13 protein-coding genes and 2 pseudogenes are annotated in these 20,338 nt (G+C 54.1%); 5 read left to right on the forward strand and 10 right to left on the reverse strand.

Annotated elements, in window-relative coordinates:
- Positions 1-29: 29 nt before the first annotated feature.
- On the reverse strand, positions 30-827 hold the full coding sequence (locus IPJ12_19455) for an ATP-binding protein (protein MBK7649275.1): 798 nt from the start codon (positions 825-827) through the stop codon (positions 30-32).
- Positions 820-2,317 (reverse strand): annotated as a pseudogene (locus tag IPJ12_19460) (IS21 family transposase). The gene IPJ12_19455 and the pseudogene IPJ12_19460 overlap by 8 nt, the downstream one beginning before the upstream one ends.
- A gap of 551 nt (positions 2,318-2,868) precedes the next feature.
- Here IPJ12_19460 and IPJ12_19465 point away from each other — a divergent pair.
- A complete protein-coding gene (locus IPJ12_19465) occupies positions 2,869-3,348 on the forward strand; it encodes a TlpA family protein disulfide reductase (protein ID MBK7649276.1) in 480 nt (159 codons plus the stop codon).
- 27 nt (positions 3,349-3,375) lie between these two features.
- Here IPJ12_19465 and IPJ12_19470 read toward each other — a convergent pair whose 3' ends face one another.
- The 4 genes from IPJ12_19470 to IPJ12_19485 all read right to left on the reverse strand — a co-directional run bounded on the left by IPJ12_19470 (position 3,376) and on the right by IPJ12_19485 (position 8,975).
- Positions 3,376-4,392 (reverse strand): hypothetical protein, encoded by a 1,017-nt coding sequence (locus IPJ12_19470; GenBank protein MBK7649277.1) that lies wholly within the window; start codon positions 4,390-4,392, stop codon positions 3,376-3,378.
- Between the two features lie 1,099 nt (positions 4,393-5,491).
- Positions 5,492-6,340 carry a hypothetical protein gene (locus IPJ12_19475; protein MBK7649278.1) on the reverse strand — a complete coding sequence of 283 codons (849 nt, stop codon included), beginning with the start codon at positions 6,338-6,340 and terminating at the stop codon, positions 5,492-5,494.
- A 371-nt stretch (positions 6,341-6,711) separates the two neighbouring features.
- Positions 6,712-8,010, reverse strand: coding sequence for an NAD(P)-binding domain-containing protein (locus tag IPJ12_19480; GenBank protein ID MBK7649279.1), 1,299 nt, complete (start codon positions 8,008-8,010; stop codon positions 6,712-6,714).
- Positions 8,007-8,975 carry a diguanylate cyclase gene (locus IPJ12_19485; protein ID MBK7649280.1) on the reverse strand — a complete coding sequence of 323 codons (969 nt, stop codon included), beginning with the start codon at positions 8,973-8,975 and terminating at the stop codon, positions 8,007-8,009. Before IPJ12_19485 ends, IPJ12_19480 begins: the two co-directional genes overlap by 4 nt.
- Positions 8,976-9,134: 159 nt before the next feature.
- Here IPJ12_19485 and IPJ12_19490 point away from each other — a divergent pair, with 159 nt between their 5' ends.
- Both IPJ12_19490 and IPJ12_19495 read left to right on the forward strand, forming a co-directional pair.
- The gene (locus IPJ12_19490) at positions 9,135-10,046 is read left to right on the forward strand and encodes a hypothetical protein (protein ID MBK7649281.1); all 912 of its coding nucleotides are present in this window, start codon (positions 9,135-9,137) and stop codon (positions 10,044-10,046) included.
- Complete coding sequence (locus tag IPJ12_19495) at positions 10,021-11,853, forward strand: cytochrome C (protein ID MBK7649282.1); 1,833 nt, start codon at positions 10,021-10,023, stop codon at positions 11,851-11,853. Before IPJ12_19490 ends, IPJ12_19495 begins: the two co-directional genes overlap by 26 nt.
- Positions 11,854-12,457: 604 nt before the next feature.
- Here IPJ12_19495 and IPJ12_19500 read toward each other — a convergent pair.
- Positions 12,458-12,640 carry a hypothetical protein gene (locus IPJ12_19500; GenBank protein ID MBK7649283.1) on the reverse strand — a complete coding sequence of 61 codons (183 nt, stop codon included), beginning with the start codon at positions 12,638-12,640 and terminating at the stop codon, positions 12,458-12,460.
- A gap of 717 nt (positions 12,641-13,357) precedes the next feature.
- Here IPJ12_19500 and IPJ12_19505 point away from each other — a divergent pair.
- Positions 13,358-14,853 (forward strand): annotated as a pseudogene (locus tag IPJ12_19505) (IS21 family transposase).
- Between the two features lie 36 nt (positions 14,854-14,889).
- A complete protein-coding gene (locus IPJ12_19510) occupies positions 14,890-15,732 on the forward strand; it encodes an ATP-binding protein (GenBank protein MBK7649284.1) in 843 nt (280 codons plus the stop codon).
- A 79-nt stretch (positions 15,733-15,811) separates the two neighbouring features.
- On the opposite strand, the gene IPJ12_19515 is transcribed toward IPJ12_19510, so the two are convergent.
- The 3 genes from IPJ12_19515 to IPJ12_19525 form a co-directional block, all read right to left on the reverse strand.
- Positions 15,812-17,188, reverse strand: a complete 1,377-nt coding sequence (locus IPJ12_19515) for an undecaprenyl-phosphate glucose phosphotransferase (GenBank protein MBK7649285.1) — start codon at positions 17,186-17,188, stop codon at positions 15,812-15,814.
- A gap of 255 nt (positions 17,189-17,443) precedes the next feature.
- A complete protein-coding gene (locus tag IPJ12_19520) occupies positions 17,444-18,724 on the reverse strand; it encodes a nucleotide sugar dehydrogenase (protein ID MBK7649286.1) in 1,281 nt (426 codons plus the stop codon).
- Between the two features lie 117 nt (positions 18,725-18,841).
- Positions 18,842-20,281, reverse strand: coding sequence for a mannose-1-phosphate guanylyltransferase/mannose-6-phosphate isomerase (locus IPJ12_19525; protein ID MBK7649287.1), 1,440 nt, complete (start codon positions 20,279-20,281; stop codon positions 18,842-18,844).
- Positions 20,282-20,338: the final 57 nt, after the last annotated feature.

Genomic DNA, 20,338 nt, shown 5'->3' on the forward strand with positions numbered 1-20,338 from the left:
CCGGAACGGATTTCCCAACGCGGCCCCGATCAGAACGCGTCCTCCTCGGGTGGATTTCCCCGCTTGCTCTGCTCCCTTGCCTTGATCCTCGACTTGGCCGTTGCCGTGCTGTGCCGGAAGCGAAATGACTCATTCCCCGTTTCCACGATGTGGCAGTGATGCGTCAGGCGGTCGAGCAGCGCCGTCGTCATCTTGGCATCGCCGAAGACGCTCGGCCATTCGGCAAAGGTCAGGTTGGTCGTGATCATCACGCTGGTGTGCTCGTAGAGCTTCGACAGCAAGTGAAACAGCAAGGCACCACCAGCCTGGCTGAACGGCAGATAGCCCAGCTCATCGAGAATCACCAGATCCATGCGCAGCAGTCCCAAGGCAATCCGGCCAGCTTTGCCGGCCGCCTTCTCTTGTTCCAGGGCATTGGCCAGATCCACCGTCGAGAAGAACCGAACCCGCTTGTTATGGTGCCCAATCCCCGAAACACCCAGTGCCGTGGCCAGGTGCGTCTTGCCGGTTCCCGTGCCACCGATGAACACCACGTTCTGCGCTTCCTCGGTAAAGGACAGGTCGGCCAGTTGCCGAATCAGTTTCTGATCTACCTTCGATTGATCGAAGTCGAATCCCGCTAGATCCCGATGTACAGGGAAGCGGGCCGCATGCATCTGGTAGCCAATCGAGCGCATGACCCGGTCAGTATGTTCGGCCTGCAGCAGATGCTCGATCAACCAGCGAGAAGTGTCGATGCCGGCGCCACCGTTGGCCGATAGCTCTTCCCAGGCACCAGCCATGCCGTGCAGGCGCAGCTCCTTGAACTCACTCATCAGCTCACGCATGGTCGCTCACCTCCACGCGCAGCTGGTCGTAGCGACCCGTATCGGCGATCGGTGCTTCGCTGATCGTCAGCGGGGTCTCCACCGGTGGTGGCATGGGTCCAGACTTCAGTCGATTGAGCATGTTCTCGACGTGCTCGGCACTGGGCAAGCCTGATTCCAGAACCAGATCGACCGCCACCAGCACAGACTCCAGACCGAACTGCGCAATCGCTGACAGGACCTTGGCCATCACCCGATCACCACCTTCCCGACGCAGCAACAAGCTGCGCAGGCGCTGCAAAGCTTCCGGCATGTCGGCAAATGGGGCGCCGTTTCTCAAGGCGCCCGGCTTTCGTTCAATCAACGGAATGTAGTGCTGCCAGTCGTAGAGCGTTTGTTGCCGGGTGAAACTACGCGGATGGCTGGCCATGCGCAGATCGTGCGCCACCATATCAATCCGCTCCGGATAGAGACGCAGGCTAACGACCTGGCCGACCAACTCGCACGGCACCGAATAGCGATTACGATCCAGCGTGACTAGGCAGGTGCTGGAGACTTTGCCCAGGGTTTCCAACATACCCATCGAAGGGCGCCACCATTGGCATCAGGCTCGGTTGCTCGTGTTCCAGCATCTCGGCCACCGTCAGATCCGCGTACTCAGGATGGCGCAATTCCTGCCACAGGCTACGGCAGCGTTCGAGCAGCCAGACGTTCAGTTCGGTGAAAGAGCTGAAGCGTTCCTTGCCGGCATCCTGCCAGAGCCGCAGCCGGCTATCCTGGACATTCTTCTCGACAACGCCTTTCTCCCAGCCGCTGGCGACATTGCAGAAATCCGGGTCGAACAGGTAGTGGGAGGCCATGGCCGAGAAGCGGGCATTGACGATACGGGACTTGCCCTTCTGCACCTTATCCACGGCCGTCTTCATATTGTCGTAGATGCCGCGCCGAGGAATGCCGCCCAAGGCCGCAAACGAACGGGTATGGGCATCAAACAGCATTTCGTGGCCTTGCGTCGGGTAGGCCTGAACCACAAAGGCCCGACTGGCACAGAACTTCAGATGCGAGGCGAGAATCTTGCGCCAGACACCACCGATCACCAAATGCTCTTCGCTCCAGTCGAACTGGAAGGCTTCGCCTAATTCAAAGTGGAGCGGAACGAAGGCTTTGCTGACCGCCGCGCCACCATCGGAACGCCAGCGCCGGATGAACTCAGTGACCCGGCAGTAGGTGCCCGTAAATCCGGCCGCCTGCAATTCACCAAAGAGTTTCAGCGCCGTACGCCGATCCCGTTTCGGGCGCCGAGCATCCGTTTCCAGCGCCTTGATGAGTCGCGCCGCATAGGGCGCAATCTTGACGTTCGGGTTCTCCCGTTCGTACTTCGGCTCCGTGCCTTCCGGCGTCCGTAACCAACGCTTGACGGTGTTCCGGCTATACCCCGTCTTCCTCGAAATCTCGGATAGCGACACGCCATCCCGGTAAAACAACCGCCGAATCCTTCCCAGATCCTTCATGGTGATCATCTCCTAAAATCCTGCTCAAAAAATGAGCGGACTAGTTAATCACCCTGGTCAATTTTCAGCGCGCACAACCTCGCTTTTCTGGTCAGTTTTCAACGAGCGTCAACATGATGAAAACTCAAGTTTATCCATGGCACACCTGCGCTATTGCCAACGGAGGGCGGTAGTCGTATTGTGTGCCTATGGTATCCGATCATCATTCCGGAAACAATCTTAATTATTTGTTGTTTTATGGTTTTATTTGGTTGTTAATTTGTTGATATTTTGTTTTCAAGCATATGAAAACAAACGACTATTGTGCATTAATACCTCATTGTGTCGCTTTGTGTATAGTTATTGGTATGCCTTCACACGGAGTGGTCACTGGTTCGATCCCAGTACCGCCCACCAAATCAGAGAAACTCAAGACCCGCACGGCGCAATGCTCTGCGGGTTTTTTGTGGAATCGCTGCTCACATCTGGGTAAAGACCCTTCGGAGATATATATGCGAAACGGGTTCGGATTTATTTCGTCGATTGGTGTGCGGATTGTTTTGCTTTGCGTCATGCAATGTGTGACAAATGCTTTTGCTGGAACACCGGGTGAGATTCCGGTGGGTGGCCAGTTGCCTGAAGCTTCGCTCAGTAATCTTGCTGGCGGGATGACAAAGCTTTCCTCATTTAGAGGAAAGCCTTTGCTGATAAACGTTTGGGCGAGTTGGTGTGGGCCTTGTCGGGACGAAATGGGTTCGCTTGATCGACTATCTCGACGCTATGGAGGCAAAGAATTCAATATTATCGGTATATCGACTGACGATGATCGTGCTGCAGCGGTGCGGTTTATCAATACCTCAAAAATTCCGTTTTTGAATTTCATTGACCGCAATTTGGTTCTTGAAAACATGCTCGGAGCTGATCGACTACCACTCACTGTTTTGGTTGATGCTGACGGTAACGTTATCAAACGAATCGCGGGCTCCAGAGCCTGGGACAGTCCTGAGTCCATCAACTTGATTGTCAACGCATTCCGATTGCGGGTTCGATAGCGATCGCACTTTGCGCCAACCCCGGACTTAGTGCGTGTAGAAAACAAATACGCCGCCACCGACATCCGGACTCGCGTTGGAAAAGCCGGATACAAGGTAGGCCTGAAGTTTCAGGTTATTGTTCAGCTTATGTGTCAGGAACCCGGTGGCTTCACGAAGTGGTGAGCCACTATCCTGAATTTTCTGTCGGAAATCGTAACTTAAGCCCAGTGCAGTCTCCTGGGTTGCCCGGAATGACCATCCCAACGACGTATAAAAAGGATCTTTGAGGTCTATGCCGTCTGGATCGCCCATTTTCTTGAAGCCAATCGTGCTGAATAGTGTATGGCTGCCTAGCACTCTGTAGACCTCGGTTTGAACCGAGAAGTCATTTTTCCCTGTGCCTAGGCCTTTACTTTCATCGGCTGTGGCGACTTTGAATTTTGTTCCTAAATCGATAAGCCACGGACCTTGCTGGAAAGTAGTCCAGCTTGCAGCTAATACGAGATCGCCCAAGCCCGATGCTCTGCTACGAGAGCTTTGTCCAGTGGTCAAGCTGATTCGGTCTGCGCCTGCGCCAGATACATTGGAGGGGCCGCTTGATTCCACATAAGGGATGGTGGCTCGGAAGCTCCAGTCTGAAATTTCGTATTTAAGGCCAATGGGCACGGTTAAGGTGTCAGTACGCTCTGCCTGGCCGTATTTCCCTGTTGAGTAATCAATTCCAGTACTCAAGGACAGAATGCCTTCCGCATGACATGGCAATGCCAATAAAACCCACAGGGTATGGAGAATTTTTGATTTCACGGTGTTACCAGAAGTGTTTTTGATCGGCGCAGATTTTATCTCGCCTTGATCGGGATGAAGCGACAAATGATGCCATATCAATGTCGCTCGACCCTCTCGACCTTCTCGACCTTCTCGACCTTCTCGACCTTCTCGACCTTCTCGACCTTCTCGACCTTCTCGACCTTCTCGACCTTCTCGACCTTCTCGACCTTCTCGACCCTCTCGGCCCTCTCGGCCCTCTCGGCCCTCTCCGGCGTTTCGGATTTCTCGATTGATTCGGCGATTTCCGTTGTCGCTGTTTTGGTGGCAGTGCTGTCGTGGAACTCTGCGTTTCTCAGTGCAGGCAGTTGTCGATTTTCAGCCGGTATCGCTTCGTTCAATTCAAAGTGTTCAACAACAAGGCGGCCAGAGTTACCCACTCGTGCATCAAAAAAGATACGCTGATTGGGTTGCAGGGATTTAATCTCAGTGACCGTTGCGTTTGGTAGCGACAAGTGAAGGCCTGCTACCGTGACGTTTCCGCGGCCGTCGGAGGTTTGCACCAAGCCTTCTACCAGAATTCTGTTGGCGCTGTTCTTGAAGCGATAGGTCGGGTCAGGCTTGATACTTTTTGGAACAAGCTCTGTACCGGTCCAGTGCCCATGGATCAAGGCAGCGTTCGCATTGATCGTTCCAGACACGGCAATGCCATTGATTGTCGATAGCTTGCCGGTCACTACCACTTGGCCAAGAGCGCTTGCCTGTTTCAAATTCGGACTCAGTTGAATTCGCGTGGCGATGAGCGCCCCATTGGCACCGGAAAGTGCACTGACTTTTACAAGTTGCCCGACGGCGAGCCCTTGCGGCGATCCCCGCGTGTTCGGCACGATCGAAACCGTTTGACCAAGAATCTGGACGGATTTTCCTCCGTGTATCAGCTTGGTAACCGGGCCTTCTAGCGCATTCAGAATAGCGATGTTTCGTGCCATGAATCCTTTGGGAGAATTGGTGGCGTCGATAGAGACCACATGCCCGATGGCAAGTTTATCGGCAGAAGATGGATCTCCATTTTCACTAACCGGAACACCGTGCTCGAAGTGCACCTCCACGCCGTTGACACAAACCGATGCGAAGCCGGTAACCACCCCAACGATTCCTACTGACGTAGCGTCTGCAAGCGGCGAGCCGGTACCGCCAATTCCACCGTCAACAGCTGGCGATCCTGTTCCACCGATGCCGCCATCCTTTGTTGGCGTGCCGATTGCCGTGCTTCCCGTTCCACCAATGCCGCCGCGCGCAGGCTGGCTACTTACGGGGCGTTCCGGATCAACGCAAACAGGTCCGGACCACGCCGCAACCGGGAGAATGGCGATGAGCAGTGACAGGAGATAGCGTTTCATTTTTTTTGGGGGGCTTCGCTGGTATCGCTGCTATAAAAATAGACCCCGCAGGTAAATCGTTTCATTGACTCGCACTCAGTTTGCTCTGTGCTTTGTTGACTATCTTTTGTCAGTTGTTCTGCCAGCGTATGTAACTGGGTAAGCGTTTGCATGCCGAGCTTTGAAGCCCTGGCGCGCAATTGTTCAACTTGGGCTTCGGTCAGGAGGTCGTGGTGCACGCTGCGCTCAAACCAGGGGCTGGTGGAGTTCAGCACGTTATCCGCCGCGGCAGCTGCGTGATCGCCGAGGTTATGTCCGTAATAAGCCAGTTTTTCTTCCAGTCCTTCTTTGGGAATGAAGCCGTTGCTTATTAATATGATTTCATCTACGTCATTGATGCGAACAACCCCTAGCCGCAGCCATTCATCAAGTATTGAACGAGGTCGAATATCCTGGCTGACGCTGGTGACAAGCGCTTCAAACGATGCGTCCTTGTCGCTACGGGCCAATCGGGACAACGGGCGAGGTTGGCCATCGTCATCAAGCCATTGGGCGCCTGTGAGCCAAGTGGCCACAACCTGCGCGCTCAGGGATATCTTTGGTGGCAGACTGGCCTCGATATCGGGCAGTTCACGCAGTCGCTTGACGTCTTTTCGGTGTACGCCTGTAATCAGGCTGATCCTGCTATCCGTAGATGGCTTGTTGGCGAGATTAAAGTCGCGTTCTGCCACCTCGACGAATACACGTTTTAATAGTTCGATCGCCATGGGAAGGGTTATCTCGTGTGCAAGCATCACGCGGACAACAGGTGACAAAACTTTGTGTATTGCGGAAAGTAAAGCTGATCGTAGCGGCGAATCTGACATTAAGGGGGGCCGAATCTGGAGCGTGCAGGAAATAGATGGTTAGTTTGAGTATGGGACAAATGTTAAAGAGTCGCTCTTCGACCATTGATCATCCGGAATAATTCCATCGGCAGCGACATCTGAGGGGTATCGGGTGACATTCTACTTCTCGGATGCTGCTTTAAGAAAAGAGCTGGCTTACGATCGCCGGCATAATTTTTTTGGCTTTGTCAGTGCGTCTCACCTTAATTACAAGGAACCACGATAAATCTCGGAAAGCTAACTTCAAGGATTGATCGAGGGATATTTTCCCACTGGATGGTTTTCTGGTAAAGCGCCTTTTGCGATCAAATGAACAGGTTTTTTCAGGCGAGTCCGGTAATCCGGGCGGCTTATTCACCATATCGGGTATCAACTTGAACCCCCATTTTTTTTAGCATGGGTGTCGGTAGTTCTCCGCCGGCACACACGATGACGGCATCATTCATACGTTCAAGAAGCAGCTCTCCACGCTTTAATACGACTTTTTCCTCTGTAATTTGTTGAACGGTGCTTTCAAGCAGTTGTTCGATTCGATTTTCCGCGATCGCTTCTGCCAGGCGCGTCCGATTTTTGGGTTTGACCCGGTCGAAGGCTTTGCCTCGGTAGCTCAGTGTGACGTGAGTGCCGGGTTCATTGGCGATGTCGAGGGCCGCTTCCAGCGCGCTGTCACCACCACCGACGACCAGAACGTGCCTTCCTTGATATTGCTCGGCCTCGATCAATCTATAGACAACCTTTGGTTGCTCTTCCCCCTTGGTGCCCAATTTTCTCGGGGTGCCGCGGCGTCCGATAGCGAGTAGAACGTTGGCGGTCGAATAGGTCGCCTTATTGGTGCGTACTGAAAATGTGTTGTCCACAGGGGTGATTTCTTCCATGCGTTCGCTGAACTGAACGTTGGGCGTTGCCTGCTTGAGTACGCCAGTCCAGATCTCCATCAGTTCTTCCTTGCTTATTTCACGAACCTTTATTTCGCCAATTAGCGGGAGCTTCATGGGGGCGGTCATGACCAGTTTGTTACGAGGGTAGTGATAAGTCGTGCCGCCCAGCGAGTCCTCTTGTTCGACCGTGACGTATTTTAGACCAGCTTCCTTGGCTGCCAGTGAGGCGGCAATCCCGGCTGGGCCGGCGCCGATTATGACCAGATCCAATTCGGCATTGCCACGTGGTCGAGCGGTGATTGCCTTGACGGCATGCGCGCCCTGGCGGATCGCGTTGCGAATCAGACCCATGCCACCGAGTTCGCCGGCGATAAAGACGCCAGGGATATTGGTTTCAAAATCCGGATTTACTTGCGGGATATCCATGCCGCGTTTTGCAGTGCCGAAGACTAACTTGATTGCGCCGACCGGGCAGGCAGGGGCGCAGGCGCCATGCCCGATACAGTGGGATGGGTTGATCAGAATGCCTTTTCCTTTGATGACGCCCAGCGCTTTTTCGGGGCAGGCTCTGACACATGCGCCTGAGCCCATGCAGATGGACAAGTCGACGACGGGGTGAAGCGAGGGCGGCTCGGTCAGGCCGGACTCCTGAGCTTCCTTGAGTACGGCGTGGTGGATTTCCGACGTCTTTTTCTTGGAGCGCAGGTGAAAGACAGCAGGGATCAGTATCAGCAGGACAGGGAGCAGGTAATAGATCAGGTCGGAAATCATTCAGCGGTGTTCGCAAGCTTGTTTTCGAGGGTGCACAAGGTGCTCATTGGGTCTTCACCGTGCTCATGCTGGACAATCTTGATCTCCGCGGTCAACTGGAAATTTTGCCCGAAATCCGAATGTTCAAATGTCTCCCGAATGCCTTTGGCGACGGTGCCCGCCATGTTGGCCGTTGTATTGGGCAACAGAATCATGAATGTGCCAGGATCCCAACGGCAGGCTGTGTCAGCAGTTCGCAGTCGATCACCAATGGCTTCAGCCAACAGGCGCAACTGCCTGTTCTGTTGGGCGCTGTGTTCGCCCAAGGCGAAGCGACAGCCGATCAGGGTCAGTGGAAATCGATAACGGTCGGATATGGCTGAAACGTGTGCCAGCTCGGCCTCGAAGCATTGAGGGGAGGGGAGTCCGGTTAGTTGGTCACGTAAATTCGTAGATGATTCCGAGGTCGAGGGGGCGTTGGATCGGTAGACATGACGTACGAGCAGTGCGATCAGCAAAGAAAGAATCAGATGCTCGTCGATGCGCTCGTGGTCGCTGGCAAGTTGCCAGGTCAGCACCACAAAAAAGCCACCCAGCAGAATCCACAATCTGAGCGGTAGATGTCGATATCGCCAAGCCCACCAGGCCGACACAAGTGGAGCCCAGAATAACAGCGTTGATGCCAGTTCAGAGGTCACCGGCGAGTTTGATTGGAATCGTATGCCGAGGCTGGCTACAAGTAGTACGTAGATCGACATGTCGACAGCCAGCGCAGCATTGTCTTCTGCCAGTCTCCAGCCGGCCAGATGAGTAATCCAGATGAGTAATAAGGGAATGCAGATGGCCAGGTAAATCAGGCTCGTGCCTGTCGGCCAAAGTCTTTGACATTCAGCGCAGGCAATGACGAAGATGCCGAGCAACGCGCCCATTGAACCGGAAGGATTCATGATGCGGGCGCGCCGTTGTTGCATCGATTGGTCAGTCATGACTAATTTCTCCGGGACGGGGTGTACCTTGCCAAGTGAATTTTTTGCTATTCTTGGCGGCGTGTGAAATTTTACCCCGTGATTGGGTGGCTCGATAGGTTTCCAACCAGATCGTTGCCGCAGTGGAAACGGGCCAATGCCGACATCTGACTGGACACTATGAATACAAGCGCGCTTGGCCCAATGACCGTCATTTCTCTGGAGGGGGAAGCAAAATCTCCGTCAGAAAAAATTTTTCGCGGTGCCTGGCGGGCATCTATCGTAGCGCTCGTTTGTCTGATTGTTTTTTTGGCATGGCTCGTTTGGTCAGGGGCTTTATACGATGGAAAGTCGGATTTCGCGTACTACCTCGGTCTGGTCGGCGGATTGCTGATGAGTAGTCTCCTTCTTTATCCGCTCCGCAAGCGCATTGCAGCGCTTGAGCGTCTCGGAAAAATGGAGTCCTGGTTCAAGTTTCACATGATCGCGGGGATTTGCGGACCCCTGATGGTCCTTTTTCATTCGACCTTCAAGACTGGTTCGTTGAATGGAGCGATGGCACTGTACGCGATGCTTTTGGTCGCCCTCAGCGGCGTTATCGGTCGTTTTATCTACCGTCATATTCATCGTGGACTCTATGGAAACCAGCTGACTCTGGGTGAAGTTTCCGCAGAACTAAAGGATTGTGCCGAGAATATGGGGTCGGTCTTTGCTTTGCGGCCGGATATCGAGCCAAGGCTCATGGACTTTCATGATGCTGCTTTCAGTCGGCAAGGTTCGCTGATCGTTAGGGTTTGGCGATTCGTGACCTTGTATTGGAAAAGCCGGCGCCTGGCCAATGAAATCCGCCGGGATGCAAAAGATGCGCTGCGTAGGCAGTTTCGCAAGCAGGGCGGGCGGCGCCGCGAGCTAATCGTCAATTATCGAATTGCTCGGGAAGATATCGATCGATATCTGAACTCTGTCGTCAAGGCATCCCAACTCGCCGTCTGGGAGCGGCTGTTTTCCTATTGGCACATCATTCACCTCCCCTTTCTTTACTTGCTGGTTTTTAGTGGAGTCGTTCATGTTGTTGCTGTCCACATGTATTAGCCGGCTTTTTGTCAGTCTTGCGCTGATCGTTACCGTCATGTTTTCAGATGGAGCATCAGCACAGTCGATAGAAAAAGTGTTGATGCCAGGCGAGGTCATAGCGGGGCATGCAAAGTACGAAAATGAATGCGATCAATGCCACCAACGTTTCGACAAAAAGGCGCAGACCAGACTATGCCTTGATTGCCACAAGGATATAGCCGCTGATGTCCGCGGCAAAAAGCGATTGCACGGCAAGCTGGATAACACTAGTTGCAATAGTTGCCACGTCGAGCACAAGGGTCGCAATGCCAATATTGCGCCACTGGACAAGAAAAAATTCGATCACAGCCGCACTGAGTTCAAGTTGCTTGGCGCGCACAAGGAAGGCAAATGTGAAAGCTGCCATTTGCCCAAGCTCAAGTTCCGTCAGGCACCCAAGCTGTGTAATGACTGCCATAAAAAGATTGACGATGAAAAAGGACATAAGGGGCATCTCGGCACCAAATGTGAAAGCTGTCACAACGAGAAAAAGTGGACAGAAACCCGGTTCGATCACGAAAAAACCAAGTTCTCACTGCTTGGCGGCAAGCACGCTGATGTCAAGTGCAAAGATTGTCACGAAGACAAGACTTATCAGAAAACACCACTAACCTGTAATGGCTGCCACAAGAAAATCGACCAGGAAAAAGGTCATAAGGGACGTTACGGTACCAAGTGCGAGTCCTGCCACAACGATAAGGGGTGGAAGGATATCGACTTCGATCACGATCACGACACTCACTATGCGCTTAAAGGGAAGCACCGCCAGGCCAGGTGCAACACCTGCCATCTTCCTGAAAAAGGGTTGATCTATCAGGTCAAGTTACCGACCAAATGTGTTTCCTGTCACAAAAAAGATGATCAGGATAAAGGCCACCGTGGCGAGCTGGGCGAAAAGTGCGAGAGCTGCCACAACGAGCGGGGCTGGAAAAATTCCAATTTCGACCACGACGACACCAAGTTCCCGCTACGCGACAAACACAAGGATGCCAAGTGCGAGACCTGCCATAAAGGCGGTGTCAGTGGTCCCGATGCCAGGAAATTGAAGGTGGACATGGAGTGTGTTGCCTGTCATCGCAAGAATGATGACGAGAAAGGCCACAAGGGCCGTTATGGCGATAAATGTGGCACCTGTCACACGGCCAAGGACTGGAAAACCAGCATCTTTAATCACGACAGGGAAACCAAGTATCCGCTCAAGGCCAAGCATAGGGAGGCCAAGTGCGATGCCTGCCATCTGCCGGAGAAAGGCAATATATACAAGAGCAAACTGGAGAATGCTTGCATAGCTTGCCACAAGAAGGACGACAAGCATAAGGGCCAGCTCGGTAACAAGTGCGAGAGTTGCCACGACGAGAGAAAGTGGAAAGATGCGCCGTTTGATCACAACAAGTCCCGCTTTGCTCTGACTGGAAGTCATGCCAAGGTTGAATGCAAGAAGTGTCACGTGACGCCCGCATTTAAGGATGCGCCACTCACCTGTATTGGTTGCCATGAAAAAGACGACAAGCATAAAGCTGCCTTCGGTAAGAAATGTGAAACATGCCATTACACCGGCACTTGGCGGTCGTGGGATTTCGATCACTCAACGACACGTTTTGTTCTGGATGGAGCTCACCTCAAGACCGAGTGCAAAGAGTGTCATGTGGAACCCAAGGCTGGTGCAGCCAAGTTGAGCAAAGTCTGCATCAATTGCCATATAAAAGATGACGTACATCACGGTGACTTCGGAAGTCAGTGTGAACGTTGCCATGTCACTGCAAACTGGAAAAAAGTTCGCAGGTAGTCAATTGCATTGTATGTGTGATAAATTCCCACAAATTGTCGTTGCTCTTACTTGTCGGGTGAGTGATTCTGTTGTCTTGTCTCCCCTTTGTGCTGAATTTTCATCATTAACTATTTGATTGGGAAGGTGATTCTGTGGAAAAAATTGCCCGCCTGCTATTCCTTGTTATTGCTGCAGCCTTTATGTGGATGGGGCAGTGGGGGATGGCGTTTGGGCAGTCCGGGCAGGGGGCGGTTCAAAACCTGTCTTTTGATCACAATACAACCGGCTACTTTTTGGATTCTCCGCACAAATTGGTAGCGTGTGAGAGTTGTCACACGTCAGGGATATTTAGAGGAACGCCCAGAACCTGCGCGACTTGCCATGCAGGTGGAGGCGCCCGTGCTCCAGGTAAATCAGCCACGCATATTCCGACGATGGCGGCGTGTGATTCATGTCACCGGGCAGGTGCTACTGACTGGAGTGAGCGGCCTGCAGGATTTACGCAGGGCGGAACGGGGCATCCGATCAATCCTCTACTCGGGGTCACAGCGAGCAATTGTCTAACCTGTCATAACGGAGCCTTCCTGGGCGCCAATGCCTTGGCTATGCCGGCAACGCATATTCAGACATCGGCAGTCTGTAGCACCTGCCATGGCACAACGTCATGGACGCCGGCTACCAACCCGCATACCGGTGTGTTGCCTGGAACGTGCGCTAACTGCCATAACGGCGTCAATGCGCCGGGTAAGAAGGTAGACCATATCCTGACGATGACGCCCTGCGACACCTGTAACAGTAATTTCATTGCTTTCATTCCCGCTCAAATGAATCACGCTGGACTGGATGGCCAATGTTCGACATGCCACTCGGGGCGTTTTTCTTCACAGGGAGCCCAGAGCAAGCCAGTAACCCACGTAACTACTGCCGAGCAGTGCGATTCCTGTCATAAGTCGACGACCTCGTGGTCGACGGCGGTTAACTTTGTGCATGCCCCCTCGATAACGATAGGAGGTGGTGGGTGTACAGCAGCTAACTGCCATGGTTCCGGTCTTGCCTTGGGGAAGCCGACTAATCACGTACCGACGAGTGCTATATGCGATACATGTCACACCAACTTTAGTTCATTCAAGCCTGCCCAGATGAATCACGCCAGCACTGCTGCTCAGTGTGCTTCGTGTCACAACGGTAGCTTTGTTGCAGTCAATGCACTTGGCAGGTCGGGGCGCCATATTCCTACTACGATTCAGTGCGATTCCTGCCATACGCAAGGTTTTGTTTCATGGTCTCCGGCTGTTATGAGTCACGTCGGCCTAGATAGGCAGTGCTCCAGTTGTCACAGCGGCGGTTATCTGCCACAGAACGCCCAAACGAAGCCATCAACCCATATTTCCACGACGGCACAGTGTGACTGTTGACGCTCGTTGAAAACTGACCAGAAAAGCGAGGTTGTGCGCGCTGAAAATTGACCAGGGTGATTAACTAGTCCGCTCATTTTTTGAGCAGGATTTTGGAGATGATCACCATGAAGGATCTGGGAAGGATTCGGCGGTTGTTTTACCGGGATGGCGTGTCGCTATCCGAGATTTCGAGGAAGACGGGGTATAGCCGGAACACCGTCAAGCGTTGGTTACGGACGCCGGAAGGCACGGAGCCGAAGTACGAACGGGAGAACCCGAACGTCAAGATTGCGCCCTATGCGGCGCGACTCATCAAGGCGCTGGAAACGGATGCTCGGCGCCCGAAACGGGATCGGCGTACGGCGCTGAAACTCTTTGGTGAATTGCAGGCGGCCGGATTTACGGGCACCTACTGCCGGGTCACTGAGTTCATCCGGCGCTGGCGTTCCGATGGTGGCGCGGCGGTCAGCAAGCCTTCGTTCCGCTCCACTTTGAATTAGGCGAAGCCTTCCAGTTCGACTGGAGCGAAGAGCATTTGGTGATCGGTGGTGTCTGGCGCAAGATTCTCGCCTCGCATCTGAAGTTCTGTGCCAGTCGGGCCTTTGTGGTTCAGGCCTACCCGACGCAAGGCCACGAAATGCTGTTTGATGCCCATACCCGTTCGTTTGCGGCCTTGGGCGGCATTCCTCGGCGCGGCATCTACGACAATATGAAGACGGCCGTGGATAAGGTGCAGAAGGGCAAGTCCCGTATCGTCAATGCCCGCTTCTCGGCCATGGCCTCCCACTACCTGTTCGACCCGGATTTCTGCAATGTCGCCAGCGGCTGGGAGAAAGGCGTTGTCGAGAAGAATGTCCAGGATAGCCGGCTGCGGCTCTGGCAGGATGCCGGCAAGGAACGCTTCAGCTCTTTCACCGAACTGAACGTCTGGCTGCTCGAACGCTGCCGTAGCCTGTGGCAGGAATTGCGCCATCCTGAGTACGCGGATCTGACGGTGGCCGAGATGCTGGAACACGAGCAACCGAGCCTGATGCCAATGGTGGCGCCCTTCGATGGGTATGTTGAAACCCTGGGCAAAGTCTCCAGCACCTGCCTAGTCACGCTGGATCGTAATCGCTATTCGGTGCCGTGCGAGTTGGTCGGCCAGGTCGTTAGCCTGCGTCTCTATCCGGAGCGGATTGATATGGTGGCGCACGATCTGCGCATGGCCAGCCATCCGCGTAGTTTCACCCGGCAACAAACGCTCTACGACTGGCAGCACTACATTCCGCTGATTGAACGCAAGCCGGGTGCCTTGAGAAATGGCGCGCCATTTGCCGACATGCCGGAAGCTTTGCAGCGCCTGCGCAGTTTGTTGCTGCGTCGAGAAGGTGGTGATCGGGTCATGGCCAAGGTCCTGTCAGCGATTGCGCAGTTCGGTCTGGAGTCTGTGCTGGTGGCGGTCGATCTGGTTCTGGAATCAGGCTTGCCCAGTGCCGAGCACGTCGAGAACATGCTCAATCGACTGAAGTCTGGACCCATGCCACCACCGGTGGAGACCCCGCTGACGATCAGCGAAGCACCGATCGCCGATACGGGTCGCTACGACCAGCTGCGCGTGGAGGTGAGCGACCATGCGTGAGCTGATGAGTGAGTTCAGGAGCTGCGCCTGCACGGCATGGCTGGTGCCTGGGAAGAGCTATCGGCCAACGGTGGCGCCGGCATCGACACTTCTCGCTGGTTGATCGAGCATCTGCTGCAGGCCGAACATACTGACCGGGTCATGCGCTCGATTGGCTACCAGATGCATGCGGCCCGCTTCCCTGTACATCGGGATCTAGCGGGATTCGACTTCGATCAATCGAAGGTAGATCAGAAACTGATTCGGCAACTGGCCGACCTGTCCTTTACCGAGGAAGCGCAGAACGTGGTGTTCATCGGTGGCACGGGAACCGGCAAGACGCACCTGGCCACGGCACTGGGTGTTTCGGGGATTGGGCACCATAACAAGCGGGTTCGGTTCTTCTCGACGGTGGATCTGGCCAATGCCCTGGAACAAGAGAAGGCGGCCGGCAAAGCTGGCCGGATTGCCTTGGGACTGCTGCGCATGGATCTGGTGATTCTCGATGAGCTGGGCTATCTGCCGTTCAGCCAGGCTGGTGGTGCCTTGCTGTTTCACTTGCTGTCGAAGCTCTACGAGCACACCAGCGTGATGATCACGACCAACCTGACCTTTGCCGAATGGCCGAGCGTCTTCGGCGATGCCAAGATGACGACGGCGCTGCTCGACCGCCTGACGCATCACTGCCACATCGTGGAAACGGGGAATGAGTCATTTCGCTTCCGGCACAGCACAGCAACGGCCAAGTCGAGGATCAAGGCAAGGGAGCAGAGCAAGCGGGGAAATCCACCCGAGGAGGACGCGTTCCTGATCAGGGCCGCGTTGGGAAATCCGTTCCGGACTTCGTCCTCCACGGCTTTCCCAACGCATTCATCGTGGCTCGGAAATCGATTGTTCTGAGCTACACTTATCCACAAGCCAACCTATGTCAGGTGGCTATCACACCTGGTCAAAATTCAACGAGCACAGGTGGTCAAAATTAAACGCGCGCCGACAACCAGTGGCGCAGATAGTCCAGATCGCAATCGACGCGGGCCTTCATCTTGTCCAGCGTTTCTGTTTCCCCGCGCAGGCCGTTTACCTGAGCCCAGCCGGTTATGCCTGGCTTGACTTTGTGGCGGACCATATAGCCGTTGATCAACTTGCGGTATTGCTCATTATGCGCAATTGCATGTGGGCGAGGGCCGACAATACTCATGCGGCCTTGCAGCACGTTAATGAATTGTGGCAATTCGTCGAGAGACGTCTTGCGCAGAATGCGACCAAGACGCGTAATTCGCATATCGCCCTTGCTTGCCTGTGTGATCTGCGAACCATCTTCGCAGACGGTCATTGAGCGGAATTTATAGACAACGATTTCCTGGCCATCCAGCCCGTAGCGCCGCTGCCTAAAAATGATTGGCCCCGGCGACGTGAATTTGACACCGCAGGCAATGACCAGAAGCACGGGCGAAATCAACACCAATATCAGCAGCGACAGCACAATATCCGACAGTCGCTTGACCAAGCCGTTGGTTCCGGTGAATGGTGTTTCGCAGACCGAGACTACTGGCATGTCACAAACCGTTTCCATGCGGCTCTGAATGATGTCAGTGACGAACATGTCAGGGACGAAATAGATTGACGCAGTCGTATCCCGCAACTCGTCCAGCAAACGGAGAATTCGTGGCTGCGTGGCCATTGGCAATGAAATATAAATCAGGTTGACCTGCTCACGTTTCACATAGTCGGTGACTTGAATGATCCGGCCAAGTAGCGGGCCATCGTGTCCGATGGCGTGCAGGCGCGCAAGACTTCGGTCATCAAAAAAGCCCAGAACTTTCAGATCACTGTAGGGACTTTTGGCCAAGCGAGTAGCCAGTTGAGCACCTTGTTCGTTCATGCCAATGATCACGGTGCGCTTGGCACCCTGAGCCTGAAGCAGCAAGGGGGCAACCAGCCGGAACAAACCATTGGTTACGATAAGGCTGACTGGTGCAGCCCACAGCCAGGTAACGATGGCATTAGCCGAATACAGGCTCAAACCTTTGGTAGCGTAACCAAAAAAGAAAATCAGTGATGCCAATACCAGCCAGCCGGAGATGATGTTGATTGCACTTCGGACAAATGACTCTTCAAGACGGGGACGCGCCGGAAACGTCAATGAAAAGGCCATCAGGGAGAGGATCAAGTAGGGGAGGGTAAGCTCGCCTTCTTCCATAAAGCCGATGACCCACACCGAAAGCGTCAGCACCAATGGGTCGAGAACAACCTCAATGACATTGATCAGGTGGTCACGCCCAACTTGCAGACTGGCAACCCGGCCAAAACGGGAGGTGCTTCCAAGGTGCGGAACAGATACTGCAGACTGAGGCATGGGGCAATCGGTTGTTGAGGCGATGGTATTCATTGTTCGATTCTGCAAATACAACTGGGCAGGTACTGGAGGAAAAAGATTAACCCTCCAGACAAATTGTCTCCTGTCATCAAAGACAAACGCGGTATTTTTTCTGAAGAAAAACCACCGCGAATGTCTGCTGCCAATTGATTGGAATGACTGGCTATCAGTGAAAAGATGCAGACAGTTTATTCCAATTTCATTAAGCTAATGTTAAAAGTTACTCGAAAAAAATCACAATCTCCAGACACGTACCCCGGCTGCGTTCAATGAAGCCTTGTCAAAGGTCGATTTGACATCAATGAAACAACCATCTTTGACCAGTCTACGTGACAGGTCTTCGGCACCCAGGGCCAAGTACTCCTTGTGCGCAACAGCAGCGACGATGGCATCGGCACGGGGCAGGTCATCCCAGGCAAACAGGCGCACACCGTATTCGTGCATGGCTTCTTCCGGATCAGCCGATGGGTCGTGCACAAAAACCTCGATACCGTAACTTTTAAGTTCGGCAATGATGTCAGCAACCTTGGAGTTACGCAGATCGGCGCAGTCTTCCTTGAACGTCAGTCCCAGCACGTTCACGCGGGCACCTTTGATATAGCTGCCACCGGCGATCATCTGTTTGACTGTCTGCTCGGCAACAAATTTCGCCATGCCGTCATTGATGCGGCGACCGGCCAGGATTACTTGCGGGTTGTATCCGATCATTTCTGCCTTGTGGGTCAGGTAATACGGATCAACGCCGATGCAATGACCACCGACCAGGCCGGGTTTGAATTTCAGGAAATTCCACTTTGTTCCAGCGGCCTCCAGTACTTCTGTTGTGTCGATGTCAAGGCGGTCAAAAATAATGGCCAGCTCATTCATCAGCGCAATATTCAGGTCGCGCTGGGTGTTTTCGATGACCTTGGCGGCCTCAGCAGCCTTGATGCTGCGGCAACGATGCACGCCCGGCTTGACGATGCGCTCATAAAGTTCGGCCACCTTTTCCAGCGTTTCCGGCGTATCGCCCGAAACCACCTTGAGAATGCTGGTCAGCGTATGTTCCTTGTCGCCCGGATTGATACGCTCGGGCGAGTAACCGACATTGAAATCCTGCTTCCATTTCAGGCCGGATTCCCGCTCCAGGACAGGGATACAGATTTCTTCGGTGGCGCCAGGATAAACGGTCGACTCATAGACAACGATGGCGCCTGCCTTCATGTGGCGACCCACCGACGTGCTGGCACCAATCAGTGGTCGAAAATCCGGAATGTGCGCGTTGTCGACCGGGGTCGGTACCGCAACGACAATGATATCGGCCTCGGCCAGCATTTTCGGGTCAGCCGTGTATTCAGCGTGAATCGCCTGTGCCAGCACTTCGTCCTCAAGTTCTCGTGACGGGTCCTTGCCGGCAATACACTGGGCAACCTTGCTCGTGCTGATATCAAAGCCGATGGTCCGGCCAGTTTTGCCAAATTCAACGACCAGAGGCAGGCCAACGTAACCGAGGCCGATAACTGCGACAACTGACATGATTTCTCCAAAAATTGATGGTCGTTGCCGGCATGGAACGACTGCACTGCAACGAAATTATACCGAGTAACTATTGCGACTGATTTTGCCCACTAAAGAGCGCTTGCCGAAACTAAACTACCTGCCGTAGGTGTCTTCAAAACGCACGATGTCGTCTTCGCCCAGATAACTGCCGGATTGCACCTCGATCATCTCAAGTGGCAACTTGCCAGGGTTCTCCAGACGGTGCGTTACACCCAACGGAATATATGTCGATTCGTTTTCCGAAATAAGGAAATATTCCTCGCCGCGCGTCACTTTTGCGGTGCCTGAAACCACGATCCAGTGCTCGGCGCGGTGGTGATGCATCTGCAGTGAAAGCTGGGCGCCAGGGTTCACGACAATGCGCTTTACCTGAAAGCGCTCGCCGGCATCGACGCCATCGAACCAGCCCCACGGCCGATGTACCTTGCGGTGCAGTTGCGTCAGGTTTGGCCGACAGGTCTTGAGTTTATCGACAATCTTCTTCACATCCTGTGCTGCATCGTGCTGGGCGATCAGGATGGCATCGTCGGTTTCCACGACGATCAGATCATTAACCCCTACGCAGGCGACCAGTCGATTCTGCGAAAACGCCAGGGTATTGGTGCAAGCTTCCAGAATCACGTCACCGCGCGTGGTATTCCCGGATGCATCCTTGTCCAGAACCTCCCAAAGCGAATCCCACGAACCCACATCCGACCAGCCGGCATTCAGCGGAATCACGACGCCCTGCGGCAAGCCTGCGATGCCCTGGTTCAATCGTTCCATGACTGCGTAGTCAATCGAGTCTGAAGGGCAGGCTTCGAAAGCGGCCTTGGCGGCGCGTACGAAGTCGCCATCGGTCTTGACCTCAGCGACAGCAGCGCGGCAAGCATCCAGAATGTCCGACCGGCACTGGGCCAGTGCATCGAGCCAGGTAGAGGCCTTCAGTACAAAAATGCCGCTGTTCCACAAATACTGGCCTGAATCCAGATAGGACTCCGCGGTCGCCCGGTTCGGTTTCTCGACAAAGCGCGCCAGCATGAAAGCTGCGCTTTGCGCTGCCACCGGCTCACCGACCTGAATGTAGCCGTAGCCGGTTTCCGCCGCATCCGGCGTAATGCCAAAGGTGACCGCCTTGCCCGACGCCGCCAGTTCGACTGCGCTGGTTACTGAACTGCGGAACAGCGCTTCATCCAGGATTACATGGTCGGCGGGCATCACCACCATGACCGGGTCGGCGCCATCGTTCCCGGCCAGCAAGGCTGCCAGGGTCAAAGCGGGTGCCGTATTTCGACCGGCGGGTTCAAGTACGATGGTGCCGTGTCGGCCCTCCTGGCGAAGCTGCTCGGCCACCGCAAAACGATGGTTCTCGTTACAGACCAGCAACGGTGCCTGGACACCCGGTAAGCCATCGAGTCGGGCAACCGTCAGTTGCAACATGGACTCGCCACCTACCAGCGGCAGCAATTGTTTCGGATGCTGCTCGCGGGAAAGTGGCCAAAGGCGGGAGCCGGAGCCTCCGGAGAGAATGACGGGAAGGATGGCGGTGGTCATAAAATTGAGATCAATCGAAAAAGTAAATGAAGAAAATTAATTCGTTGTATGACAATT

Source organism: Betaproteobacteria bacterium (genome assembly GCA_016709965.1).
Taxonomy (GTDB): Bacteria; Pseudomonadota; Gammaproteobacteria; order Burkholderiales; family Rhodocyclaceae; genus Azonexus; species Azonexus amarohabitans.